This window comes from Micromonospora sp. CNZ303 (assembly GCF_004345505.1).
Window position 1 is genome coordinate 1 of the sequence record NZ_SLVT01000032.1, and the last position, 13,201, is coordinate 13,201.

Genomic DNA, 13,201 nt, shown 5'->3' on the forward strand with positions numbered 1-13,201 from the left:
GTGCCGTGGGCGGTGGTGAGGGTTTTGAGGGCGGTGGTGAGGTGGGGGTCGAGGGTGATGGGGAGGTGGGCGCCGTGGTGGTCCTGTTCGGGGGGCCGGGGTCGGTCGGTGGGTAGTTCGAGGAGGGTGGGTGCGTCGGCCAGGACCTGTCGCCAGTGGGTTTCCTGGCGTTGCAGGGTGCCGTCGGTGAGCCATTGGCGTTGCCAGGCGGCGTAGTCGGCGTACTGCACGGGCAGGGGCGGCAACGGATCCGGCCGACCGTCGTGGAAGGCGGCGTAGAGCACCCCCAGCTCACGGGTCAGGACCCCCAGCGACCACCCGTCGGAGACGATGTGGTGCATCGTCAGCAGGAGTACGTGCCGGTCCGGGGCGAGGGCGACGAGGCGGCCCCGGAACAGCGGGCCGGCCGCCAGGTCGAACGGGGCGGTGCTCTCCTCCTGCTGGAGCCGGGCCAGGGCGGCGGCAGCGTCGGCGTGCCCGGTCAGGTCGTCGAGCCGGAGCGGGAACGCGGCCCCGGGCGGGTCGATGCGTTGGGCCGCCTCGGCGCCGTCGGGCACGATGCGGGTACGCAGGACCTCGTGCCGGGTGACCAGGGCGTCCAGGGCCGCCCGCAGCGCGTCGTGGTCGAGCCGGCCGGCGAGCTGGAGGGCGAGGGGCATGTGGTAGGCGTGACCGACCCTGCCGAGGCGTTCCAGGAACCACAACCGCCGCTGCGCGAAGGAGAGCGGCAGGAGCCCGGAGCGGTCCGGCAGGCGCTCGACCTCGCCGGGTGTCCGTGCCGCCGGCACGCGACCGGGGGCCGGAACACGGGTCGGTTTGTCGTCCGGCAAGTGCGCCCCCTCGATTGCCCGACGGCCCGTGGCGCCACCTGACTGCGCCACCTGACATCGGCCGAAGTGGATCCACAGTAGACGACTCGACAGGTTGGGACCAGGGACCGACGGGCCGGTCCGGGGACCTCAATCCGACACGCCACTCAGACTTTCGGCCAGCGCGTCGGCGAGCCGTCCGTACGCCGCCCGCAGCACGTGCGGCGCACCCGCCGCGCCGGCCCGGTTCGCCGCCGCCAGGGCGTACGCGCGCACCAGGGCGGCCGGGTACGTCTCGGCGTAGGCCGACGCGTCGGCCAGCGCCAGGGCGCCCGCCAGCGCGTCGGCGTTCGCGATGGCGTTGGCGTCGGCGAACGCCTCGGCGTTGGCCCCGGTGCTGAGGTCGGCGTAGTGCGCGGCGAACTCGACGACCTCGTCGGGGCCGTAGCCGTTGGCGGTCGCGTAGACCTCGGCGTTGGCGTACGCGACCGCCCGGGCCTCGGCGTACGGGTAGGCGGCCCGGTACAGCTCGCGCAGGGCGGGCCGGAGCGCGTCGCGCCACTCGTCGGCCCCGACCCGGTCGCCGGTCAGCGCCCGTCGGTGCAGGTCACCCACCAGCCGGCCGGCGTCGCCGCCGGGCGTCGAGGCGAGCACGCGCGCCTGCCAGTCGTGCACCACCGGGAACGGCACCCGGCCGGCGAGCCGGTCGAGTTCCACGTCGATCCGCCGCCGCCAGTCCGGCAGGGTGGCCGGGTCGTGGCCCTCGGCGAGCGCGGCGAGCACCGCCGCCAGCCAGGCCGGTGGCCCCGGCGGGCCGCTCATCCGTCCCACCTCGACGGCCCGTCCATGCCGGCGAGGAGGTCGTCGACGTCGTCGTCGGTCAGCGTGTCGAGGTATCCCGCGCCGTCGGGCCCGGCCGGCGCGCCGGCCCCCGCCGGTGCGACGCCGCCGGGCGTCGCGCGGGTTCCCGCCCCGGCGGCGGTGACCGCGGCGGCCAGCCCGGCCACGGTGGGATCGTCGAAGAGCGTCCGGACCGGCAGGTCGATCCCGTACGTCGTCCAGACCCGGGCCATCAGCTGGGTGGCCTTCACGGAGTGCCCGCCCAGGACGAAGAAGTTGTCGGCGACCCCGACGGGGCCGGGCAGGCCCAGCAGGTCGGCCACCAGCCCCGCCAGCTCCCGCTCCAACGGGCTACGCGGGGCGACGGGCGGCTCGCCGGAGCCGGCACCCCGGCCCGGCGGCGGCAGGGCGCGCAGGTCCAGCTTGCCGCGGGAGGTGCGGGGCACCTCGGGCAGCGCCACGAGGACCGCCGGCACCATGTGTGCGGGCAGGAACCGGCGCGCGTACCCGGGCAGGTCCGCCGGCGGGTCGGTCGCGGGCGGGTCGGTGACCACGTACCCGACCAGCCGTACGCCGTCGTGCGCCACGTCGGACACGGCCGTCACCACCGCGTCGCGGACCTGCGGGTGGCCGCGCAGCACCGCCTCGACCTCCGCCGTCTCGACCCGGAACCCCCGCACCTTCACCTGCCGGTCGGCCCGACCCAGCGGCTCGATCCGGCCGCTCGGCAGCCAGCGGCCCAGGTCACCGCTGCGGTAGAGCCGGCCGCCGGGGGTGAACGGGTCGGGCACGAACCGCTCGGCGGTCCAGCCGGGCGCGTCGGCGTAGCCCCGGCCGACCCCCGCGCCGCCGATGCAGACCTCGCCGACCACGCCCGGCGGCACCGGCCGCAGCCACCGGTCCAGCACGTAGACCCGGCTGCCGGTGACGGCCGGGCCCAGGTCCGGCGGCGTCGACCCCGGCTCGACCTCGGCCCCGGTCGAGTAGACGGTCGTCTCGGTCGGACCGTAGAGGTTCCACAGACGCGTGCCCGGCTCCGCGAGGGCGTCGGCGAGGGCCCGGGGCAGCGCCTCCCCGCCGCTGAGGCGCAGCCGCACCCCCGGCGGCACCCCGCCGGCCGCGACCAGCATCCGCCACGTCGTCGGGGTCGCCTGGAGCATCGTGGCCCCGGTCGTGGCGAGCAGCCGCCGCAGCCGGTTGCCGTCGATCACGTCGTCGTCGCCGGCGACCACCACCGGCGCACCGCACAGCAGCGGCAGGAGCAGGTCGAGCAGGGCGATGTCGAACGCGAACGGGCTGACCGAGAGGACCCGGTCGGCCGGCCCCAACGGGACCATCTCGCGGAACGCGTGCAGCAGGTGCGCCACCGCGCCCTGGGTGACGGTGACCGCCTTCGGCCGGCCGGTCGACCCCGAGGTGAACAGCACGTACGCCGCCGCCGTCGCCGGCACCGCGCACGGCGGCGGCACCGGTCGCGTCCCCGCGCCGGTCGGCTCCGGCCCGGCCAGGTCCAGCAGGGTCGTCGACGCGGCCAGCTCGGCCAGCAGCGACGCGGGGACGGCGTCGCTGTCCGTGACGACCACCCGCACCCCGGCGTCGGCGAGCATTCCGCGCAGCCGCCCCGGCGGGTGGGTCGGGTCGAGCGGCAGGTACGCCGCCCCGACCCACCAGACGCCCAGCAGCGCCGGGAGCGGACGCGCTCCCCGGGGCAGGACGATGCCCACGGTCTCCTGGACCCGTACGCCGAGCCCGCGCAGCCCGGTGGCGATCCGGCCCGCGAGCCCGCGCACCGCGGCGCCGGTCAGGGTCGCGTCGTCGCCCGCGATCACCACCCGGTCGCCGGCGTCGACGTCGGCCACGAGCGCCGCCGCGGTGCACTCCGGCGGCGGGAGGGACGTGGACCGGGCCGCCGGCCACACCCGGGTGACGAGGTCCGCCGTCGCGGGGGAGAGCAGGTCCACGTCGCAGACGCGGGTCTGCGGGGCGGCCGCCAGCGCGGCCAGGATCGCGCCCAGGGCGTCGGCCAGCCGGCCCGCGCCGTCCGGGGTGAAGAGGTCGGTGAGGTAGCGCAGGCGCACCGTCAGCTCGTCCGGGCCGGCGACGGCGGCCAGCTCCAGCTCGAACTTGCCGGTGCCGGTGGGCACCAGCTCCTGCCGCCAGCGCAGCGCCCCCCGGTCCAGCGTCGGCAGGGCCTCCTCGACGGTGCACATCACCTGCACCAACGGCGCCCGCGTCGGCTGCCGCTGCGGCCGGCACAGCTCGACCACCCGCGTGAACGGCAGCTCCTGGTGGGCCTGGGCGCGCGCGGTGGCGGCGTGCAGCCGGTCGAGCAGCTCGGCGAGCGTCGGGTCGCCGTGCAGCGTCGCCCGGATCGCGACGGTGTTGGCGAAGAGGCCCAGCATCGGCTCGGTCTCGATCCGGGTGCGCCCGGCCACGGGCACGCCGACGAGCACGTCGTCGGCACCGCCGAGCCGGGACAGCAGGGCCGCGTACGCGGTCAGCAGGACGGTGAAGAGGGTGCTGCCCCGCGCCCCGGCCAGGCGGCGCAGCGCCCCGGCCAGCTCCCCGTCGACCGGCACCGCGACCTCGGCGGCGGCCGGCGACAGCCGGTCGGGGTACGGGTGGTCGACCGGGAGCGGCACCTCCGGCGGCGCCCCGGCCAGCTCGGCCGGCCAGAAGCGTTCCGCCTCGGCGTGGCCGCCCGCGTCGTCGTGCTCCCGCTCCCAGAGGGCGAAGTCCGCGTACTGCAGGGGCGGCTCGACGGAGACTGGCGGCCGGCCGGCGCGCAGCGCCTCGTAGTCGGCGGAGAGCTCGTCGAAAAGCAGCCGCAACGACCAGCCGTCGATGATCGCGTGGTGCGCCATCAGCGCCAGGACGTGCCGCTGCGGGGCGAGCCGCAGCAGCCTGACCCGGGTCAGCGGGCCACGCTCCAGCGGCAGCGGGGTGCGGGCGTGCTCCCGCAGCGCGGCCCGGGCCGCGGCCTCCCGGTCCGCCTCGGGCAGCTCGTCCAGGGCCACGATCTCGATGGCGGTCGCGGGGGCGTCGTCGTCGATCACCTGGATCGGCCGCCCGCCGTTGGCCCGGAAGCGGGTGCGCAGGATCTCGTGCCGGGCGACCGCCGCTGCCCAGGCCCCGTCGAGCGCGGCGGTGTCCAACGGGCCGTCCAGCCACACCGCCCAGCCGACGTGGTAGGTCGGCTGGCCCGGGTCGAGCTGGTCGAGCAGCCACATCCGGCGTTGCGCGGCCGACGCCGGGAACTCGAACACGGCCATCTCAGCGCACCTGCCCGTCGACCGCGACGACCCGCAGTTCGGCGGTGTACCGGCCGTCGGGCCCGGTCAGCCAGAGCTGGTCCGGCGCCGGCAGCATCTCCACCACGCCGACCGTGGCGTCGTCGCCGCCGTGCCGGTGGGCCCGGCGGACCGACCGGGACACCAGGTCGACCGAGGCGAGGCTGGTCAGGTCGGCGTGCACCGGTTTCCGCTCGCCCGCGCAGCGCAGGAACACGTGACGGGGCAGGCCGTGGGCGCCGGCCCAGGCCCGCGCCTGCCGGAACCGCAGCGCCTCGTCGCGGGTGTCGGCGAAGGCGAGGTCGGCGGCGGCGAACGTCCACGACTCGCGGCTGACCACGAGGGAGTCGATGGTGATCCGGGGCTGGTGCGCCGCCGGGGGCAGGACGCGGAAGAGCTGGGACAGCCCGGCGCCGACCACGTCGCCGAGGACGTGCATCAGGTCCACGTCGAACCGCCCGTCGCGCGACCGTACCCGCAGCCCGCCGGCCACCTCGACCAGGTCGCACTCGCCGACGCGCAGGCTGCGGCGCGGGTCGTGCCCGAACGAGTCGTGCGCGAACACCAACCGGACGTCGTCGGGCCCGGCCAGCGCGTTGCTCTGCCTGGTCGGCACGCCGCCCTCCTGGCCGGTCTCGGCGGGATAGACCGCACCGGCGCCCACGTCGCGGGCCAGCGCGGCGCGCAGCGCGTCCGCCTCGAGGTGGTAGGCCACCCAGGTGGCGTACCGCAGGGTGTTGACGCCCGGGTGTAGCTCGCCCAGGACCCACTCGTCGCCGGCCCGCATCAGGTCCGGGCTGTGCTGCCGCGCGGTCGGCCAGCCGGGCCGCCCCGGCGGGAAGGCGGCGGCCACCGCCGGAGCCAGCTCCGCCGCCGTGAACCGGATCCGCCGCCGGTCCGGCGGCAGCGCCAGCACGTCGGCCCAGCGCCGGTGCAGCGCGGCGGTCAGCAGGTCGGTCAGCCGTCGCGGCGGATGGAACAACGCCTCGCCGGCCAGCAGCCAGAAGTCGGCCAGCGGCACCACGTCGGTGCCCAGCTCGGCGGCCCGGCGACGGTAGATCTCCGCGCAGAGGCGGCGGTAGAGCGTCGCCCCGGCGGCGGTGAACCAGCGTGCGCTCTCCAGCACCAGGCCGAGCGCGTCGCGGATCCCGTCGAGGCTCGCCTCGCCGACGCCGACCGAGCCGGCCCGCAGGCACTCCTCGTAGACGGGGGTGCGCCCGGCGTACATCGTGCCGGCGCGCCGGGTGGCCGGGACGCCGGCCAGCCGGGTGAAGGTGGCCTCCAGGCCGGCCATCGCACCGGTCAACCGCTCCGGGTCGCCGGCCGCCGAGGCGAGCGCGTCCCGGGCGGCGACCAGCTCGTCCAGGGCGGCGAGCGCGGGTGCGCGCACGGCCTCGTCGGTGACCCGGGCCAGCCGGGCCCGCATGGTCCGCTCCGGCCGGGTGTCGTGCGGCGCCACCTCCGGCTGCCAGGCGATCCGGTGGGCCCCGGCCAACGTCTCCAGCACCTCGTGCACCTCCCGCGTCGACCGCAGTCCCGAACCCGGCTCGGCCAGCACGGCCCCGGCGACCTCGTGCGCGTCGCGGACCCCGTCGCAGGCGCGCAGCACCGCCGCCTCGGCGTCGGTCAGCGCCACCGGCGCGGCGAGCGGCACCCGCAGCGTCGTCCCGGCCAGCTCCAGGAAGGGCATGAGCCGGGGTACGAGCCACGGGCGCAGCCGTTGCGCGTACGGGGCCAGCACGGCGGTGACCGCCCAGCCCTCCAGGTAGACGGTCCGCTCGGCGAGCAGCGCCGGTGGGTCCGCGGGGTCGACCCGCACTCCGCCGCCCGGCTCGATCCGCGCCCAGCCGACCGGCCCGAAGAACCCGATGGTGTCGTTCTTGGCGCAGTAGCGCTGGAGGTAGCTGGTGACCAGCGCCTCGTGCTGGCGGTGCTTGGTGTTGCGGGTCGGGCTGTCCGGGCCCCGGCGCAGCAGCGCGTCGACGCCGGTGCGCAGCGCGTGCGGGTTCTGCCAGGCCACCGCCTCGCGGAAGCGGGGGTGGGCCGCCACCGTGTGCAGCGCGACCGCGAGCCGGCCGACCGCCTCCGGGTACGCCGCCGCGTACGCCGCCTCGGTGGCGGCGATGTCGGCCGGGTCCCCGTCGGCCCGGGCCGCCACCACCCGGTCGGCGGCGGCGGCGAGTTCCGCGTCGCCGAGCGGGGCCAGCAGGTCGACCGGGAGGCCCGCGCCCCGCAGGCAGACGGTCCGCCACAGCGCCCACCCGTCGCTCAGCCGGGCCAGGTGCGCCGGCAGGTCCCGCCCGCTGCGGTGCGGCACCCGGTCCCGGCGGCGCAGCGTCGGCCCGGCCTGTCCCCGGTGGCCGGGCGCCGGTCCGGTCGCCGCGTCGATCGCCGCCGCCGTCGCGGCCAGGGTCGGCTCCCGGTAGAACGGGCCCACGCCCAGCTCCACGCCGAACGCCTCGCGGATGCGGAACATCAGCCGGGTGGCGGTCAGCGAGTTGCCGCCGAGCGCGAAGAAGCTGCTCTCCCGCCCGATGCGCGCGGGCGGACGTTCGCCGGGCAGCAGCCGGGACCAGAGTCCGGCGAGCCGGTGCTCGGTCGGCGAGGCGGGCCCGGCGACGTCGGGATCCTCCTCGGCGGGGTCGGGCGCCGGCAGCGCCGCCCGGTCGACCTTCCCGTACGCGGTCAGCGGCAGCCGGTCGAGGACGGCGTACGCGGCCGGCACCAGGTGGGCCGGCAGCCGGGCGGCGACGTGCTCGCGCAGGCTCGCCGGGGTCGGCGTCGCCGGGCCGGCCGGCGTAACGTAGCCGACCAGGTGGCGCTCCGGCCCGTCGCCCCGTACGCCCACTGCCGCCGAGGCGACCTGCGGGTGCGCCCGGAGCGCCGCCTCCACCTCGCCCGGCTCGACCCGGAATCCTCGGATCTTCACCTGGTCGTCGCGGCGGCCGAGGAACTCCAGCACCCCGTCCGCGCGCCAGCGCACGACGTCCCCGGTGCGGTAGAGGCGCTCGCCCGGCGCCTGCGGGTCCGGCACGAACGTCCGGGCGGTGGCCGCCGGGTCGCCGAGGTAGCCGCGGGCCAGCCCGTCGCCGCCCGTGTACAGCTCGCCGGCGACCCCGACCGGCACCGGCCGCCCGCTGCCGTCGAGCACGTGGACGGTGGTCTGCGGCACGGGACGGCCGACCGGCACCGGGTCGCCCACCGGCCCGGCGCCGCTCATCCGGTGGCAACTGGTCAGCGTCGTGTTCTCCGTCGGCCCGTACGCGTTGATTAGCGGTAGCCCGTCGCGCGCGGTGAGCACGGCGCGGACCGCGCCCGGGTCGGCCACGTCGCCGCCGGTGAGGAGCTGCCGGACCCCCGCGAGGGACGTGACGTCCTCCTCGGCGAGCTGCCGGAAGAGCCCGGCGGTGAGGAGGGCGACGGTGACCCCGCCGTCGCGGATCAGGGCGGTCAGCCGGGTGAGGTCCACCGGGTCCGGGGGCGCGACCACCGCCGTGGCGCCGGTGAGCAGCGCGCCCCAGATCTCCCAGGTGGACGCGTCGAACGCGGTCGGGGCGACCTGGAGCAGCCGCTCGCCGGGCCCGAGGGTGGCGAAGTCCGGGCCGGTCACCAGCCGCACCACGCCCCGGTGGGTGATCCCGACCCGCTTGGGCGCGCCCGTCGAGCCGGAGGTGTGCAGGACGGCGGCGAGCTGCGACGGGTGGATCCGCCCCGGCGGCGGGCCGGCCGGCGCCGGCTCCCCGGCGGGCGCGTCGACGTCCAGCACCCGGACCGGGCCCAGATCCGGCAGGTCGGCGGCGGTCGCGGCGGTGGTCAGCAGCAGGCGGGTGCCGCTGGCCGCGAGGAGACCCGCGATCCGGGCGGGTGGGGCGGACGCGTCCACGGGAAGGTAGGCGCCGCCGGCCTTGAGCACGCCCAGCAGGGCCCGGATCAGCGGTTCGCCCCGGGGGAGCAGCACGGCGACGGGGATCTCCCCGGCGACCCCGTGCCGGCGCAGCGTCCAGGCCAGCCGGTCCGCCGCCCGGTCCAGCTCCGCGTAGGCGACCGCGCGGTCGCCGATCACCAGCGCGGTGGCGGCCGGGTCGTCGGCCACGCGGGCCGCGAAGACCTCGGGGACGGAGGCGTCGCGGGGGTAGGGCCGCCGGGTGGCGTTCCAGGCGGCGCGCAACGGCGCCTCCCCGGCGGCGCCGAGATCCAGGTCGGCCAGGCGGGCGTCCGGCCGCTCCGCCAACTCGAGCACGGTGCGGTGCAACTGCGCGAGGACCCGCCGCGCCGAGGCATCCAGCAGTCGGGCGCCGTCCCACGTCACGCCCAGGCGCAGCTCCGGTTCGTCGAACGCGTGCACCGTCAGCGGATAGCCGGGCATCCGGTGTACGCGCGCCGAGCGCCGGGCCCCCTCCGGCCCGCCCTCGGCCAGGGCGGTGGACAGCCGCTGCCGCTCGAACACCACCAGGCTGTCCAGCAGCGGCGTGTCGGGTGCCAGGCCCGCCTGGTCGAGGATGGTGTGCAGCGGCGTGAGCTGATGCTCGCGGATCCGCCGGATCCGGCCCGCCACGTCGGCGAGGAGCCGCCGCACCGTCCACTCCGGATCGAGCCGGATCCGCAGCGGCACCGTGTTGAGCAGCAGTCCGAGGATCCGGTCGGCGTCCGGGACGCTGTCGTACCGGCAGGATCTCGTGACCGCGAAGGTGACGTCGTCGACCCCGCCGTAGCCGCCGCGCAGCAGCGCCCAGGCCGCGTGGACCACGGCGCTGACGCCGACGCCCGCTCCGGCTGCGGCGGCGCGGAGCCGGTCGGAGTCCGGCCGGGTGACGACGACCTCGTGCGAGGCGGGCACGCCCCGCGTGCCGGGATCGGTGTCGAGGCGGCCCGGGAGCGCCCGCGGCATCGGGGCGCCCGCGAGGTACTCCTTCCAGAACGCGTCGCCGGTGCTCGGGTCGCGCGTGCCCCACCAGCGCACGAAGTCCGCGAACGGCGGCCGGCGCGGCGGATCCGGCACCCGGCCGGCCCGGCGCGCGGCGTAGTCGGCGAGGACCTCGTCGAGCAGCATCCGGGTGGAGCGGCCGTCGAGGATCGCGTGGTGGAAGGTGACGACGACGTGCTGGTCGCTCAGTGCGGTGACCCGGAGCAGGGGCGCCCGGCCGACGTCGAAGGGCTCGTACCGGTCGGTGGGGAGGAAGTCGTCGAGCGTCGTCTCCCGCCACCGCAGGTCCGGTGCCACGGTGGACCGGACGACCTGCGCCACGCCGTGGTCACCGTCGACCTCGAAGGCCGTACGCAGCACCGCGTGCCGCCGGGTCGCGGCCTGCCAGGCGGCGCTGAACGCGTCCCGGTCCGGCGGGCCGTCCCACCTGATCGTGACCTGCTGGACGTCCACCCCTCCGGCGGGCTGCCGGAGGGTCTGCAGCACCATCCCGCGTTGCACGGCGAGGGCCGGATAACGCTGGCAACTGTCGCTCATGCGCCCTCGTCCGGTGCGGCGTCAGCCGGTCGCGGCGTGCTCGTCCATCCAACGCCGCAACGACGCGGGCCGCATGTCCGTCCACACCTCGTCGATGTGGGCGAGGCACTCGGCGCGTGTCCCGGTGGTGCCCTCGCGCCGCCAGCCGGCGGGCACCTCCCGGTCGTCCCACCAGATCGAGAACTGTTCCTCGTCGTTGACGACCACGGCGTACGTCCGGGTGTCGTCGTCCTCAGCGCTCATCGGACCCCCTTCGCCGGGAAGGATTTCAGCCGCGTCGATTCCGTGTCAAGGATCGGTCGATCTTCCGACGTCACGCGGAGGTGGGCTCCGGATCCCTTGTGGATGGTGGCGGCGGCGCGTCGGCGTCGGCGCCGGTCCGCGGCGTCCGGGCGACCCAGCCGACGGTCGGGCCGGCGGCCAGCGCGCAGCCCACGAAGATCGCCGCGACGACCCACCAGCCCCAGCCGCCGGTCTGGATCGCGAGGAGGGTCAGGCCGACCGGCGCGAAGACGTCGGCCGCCGAGCTGATCGTCTGCGCCGTGCCGAGGTACATCCCGCGCGACGCGGCCGGCGGCACGTTGGTCTGGAAGAACCAGAGCGCCGCCGAGAACCACAACTCGGTGGTGGTCACCAGCACCACGACGCCGAGGAGCGCGACGACGGTCCACCAGCCGCCGGTCCGACCCGCGAACGCGGCCAGCGGGCAGGCGAGCGCGGTGACCAGGGCGCCCCGGCGGATCAGGCGGGCCGCGCCGGGGAGCGAGTCGGCGCCGCGCGCCGCCGGCACCTGCAACGTGATCACCAGCACCGTGTTGAGGGCCAGCATCGCGCCGAGCAGCGGCTTGGGGGCGTCGGTGTGGGTGATCGCCCAGAGCGGCAGGATCTCGACGAGGATCACCGAGTGGAACATCATGACGGCGAGGAGCACGGCGCTCGTCGCGTAGGGCAGGTCCTTCAGCACCGCCCACCGCGAGGCGGTGGCCGACCGCTCGTGCCGCACGACCGGCGCGGCCGGGAGCCGGGTCACGAGGCCGGCGTTGAGCAGTGACAACGCGGAGTTGAGCAGCACCATGGCGACGAGCGCGGCGGCGGAGTCGAACGCCAGCGCCGCCGCGCCGAGACCGGTGCCGACGGTGAATCCGGCGTTGAGGTACGAGCGGGCGTACGCCATCGTCCGCACCCGGTCCCCGGCCGGCATGGCGGCGGCGGTGTAGATGGTGCGCCCGGCGTTGGCGAACGAGTCGGTGACGGCGGCCACCACCATCAGCACCACGAAGCCCGCGAACGACGTCACGAGCGGGTAGGCGGCGAACGTCAGCGCCGAGCCGAGCGCGCCGAGGGCCCAGGACCGCTGCCCGCCGATCCGGTCGGCCAGCGCGCCCAGCGGCAGCGAGGTGGCCACCCCGGCGAGGCCCGCGATCGAGAAGCCGACCCCGATCTGCACCGGGCTGAGCCCGAGGACCTCGGTGAAGAACACGATGCTGCCGGTGAGGAACGTGCCGCTGCCGACGGCGACCATGGCGGACTGGTACGCGATCGCCCGGGGCAGCCCGGGCGGCGGCAGGAGCCGGGACACGGCGAATCGGTGACCGTCCATGGTGCCGGTCAGGCTACCCGGCCCGTCACACCGCGCCGTCGGCGCGCAGCACGAGCCGGTCGGTGGTCCTCTCCCCGATGTACGTCAGGTCGGCGTCCCACCCGAGGCCGGGCACGGCGGGCACCTCGACGAGCCCGGCGGTGCTCACGATCGGGCGGGTGGTGACGTCACGGGCGTAGTACTTGTCGGAGCCGGAGACGTCCGAGGGGAGCGTGAAGCCGGCGAGCGCGCTCAGTGCGACGTTGGCGGCCCGGCCGATCCCGAACTCGTGCATGCCGCCGCACCACACGGGGATGCCGTGCTCGCGCGCGAGGTCGTGCGCCCGTACGGCGTGGGTCAGCCCACCCATCCGCGAGACCTTGACGTTGAGCACGCGTACGGCGCCCAGGCGTAGTGCGGTGACGAGGTCGTCCAACTCCTCGACGGACTCGTCGAGACAGACGGGCGTGTCGATGCGTTGCTGCAGGGCGGCGTGCGCGACGAATGCCCGCGGCGCGAACGGCTGCTCGATCATCAGCAGGCCCAGGCCGTCGAGTTCGGCCAGCACGGCCCGGTGTTCCGGGGTGTCCTCGTAGGCGCCGTTGGCGTCGACGTGCAGCGGCACGCCCGGATGTGCCGCGCGTACGGCCCGCACCGGGTCGACGTCCCAGCCGGGCGCGATCTTGAGCTTGATCCTGCGGTAGCCCTCGTCGACGCGGAGCCGCACCTGCGCGAGGAGGTCGTCGACGCTGCGTTCGATCCCCAGCGACACCCCCGCCTCGACGCTGCCGCGCGTGCCGCCCAGCGCGTGCGCGAGGGAGGTGCCCCCGGCGGACGACCACAGCGCCCAGGCGGCGATGTCGAAGCCGGCGCGGGCGAAGTGGTTGCCCCGGACCCGGCCGAGCGTCGCGGCCAGGTCCGCCGGGTGCTCCCAGTCGGTACGCAGGACCAGCGGCGCGAGGTGGTCGCGGGCGACCGCCCAGCAGCTCTCGACGGTCTCGGCGCAGTAGAACGGGCCGCTCGGCGACGCGATCTCGCCCCACCCGACGGCGCCGTCGGTGTCGGTGAGCACCACCAGGATGTGCTCCAGTTCCCGTTTGGCGTGGGAGCTGGTCTGGAACCGGTGCACGAGCGGCAGCCGTACCCGGCGCAGCTCCACCGCCTCGATCCGCCTCACGCCGGCACCTCGCCGTGCCGGCGGTCCCCGGCCAACTCGTGGGCG

General features: G+C 76.5%; 7 protein-coding genes. All 7 read right to left on the minus strand.

All coding sequences use genetic code 11. The annotated features are described in order from the left end of the window. On the minus strand, nt 1–788 hold a 788-nt coding region (locus EV374_RS30975), incomplete at its 3' end, for a condensation domain-containing protein (protein WP_486486051.1). Nucleotides 789–959: 171 nt separating this feature from the next. After that, nucleotides 960–1,631, minus strand: a complete 672-nt coding sequence (locus EV374_RS30980; RefSeq protein WP_132240712.1) for a SpcZ — start codon at nt 1,629–1,631, stop codon at nt 960–962. Further along, the gene (locus EV374_RS30985) at nt 1,628–4,921 is read right to left on the minus strand and encodes a non-ribosomal peptide synthetase (RefSeq protein ID WP_132240713.1); all 3,294 of its coding nucleotides are present in this window, start codon (nt 4,919–4,921) and stop codon (nt 1,628–1,630) included. The genes EV374_RS30980 and EV374_RS30985 overlap by 4 nt, the downstream gene beginning before the upstream one ends. Nucleotide 4,922: 1 nt before the next feature. Further along, nucleotides 4,923–10,400 carry a non-ribosomal peptide synthetase gene (locus EV374_RS30990; RefSeq protein ID WP_132240714.1) on the minus strand — a complete coding sequence of 1,826 codons (5,478 nt, stop codon included), beginning with the start codon at nt 10,398–10,400 and terminating at the stop codon, nt 4,923–4,925. Between the two features lie 21 nt (nt 10,401–10,421). Continuing rightward, nucleotides 10,422–10,643: an MbtH family protein gene (locus EV374_RS30995; RefSeq protein WP_132240715.1), complete on the minus strand. Its 222-nt coding sequence runs from the start codon at nt 10,641–10,643 to the stop codon at nt 10,422–10,424. A gap of 70 nt (nt 10,644–10,713) precedes the next feature. After that, nucleotides 10,714–12,000: an MFS transporter gene (locus EV374_RS31000; RefSeq protein WP_132240716.1), complete on the minus strand. Its 1,287-nt coding sequence runs from the start codon at nt 11,998–12,000 to the stop codon at nt 10,714–10,716. 25 nt (nt 12,001–12,025) lie between these two features. Then, nucleotides 12,026–13,156 (minus strand): o-succinylbenzoate synthase, encoded by a 1,131-nt coding sequence (gene menC, locus EV374_RS31005; protein WP_132240717.1) that lies wholly within the window; start codon nt 13,154–13,156, stop codon nt 12,026–12,028. Nucleotides 13,157–13,201 lie beyond the last annotated feature (45 nt).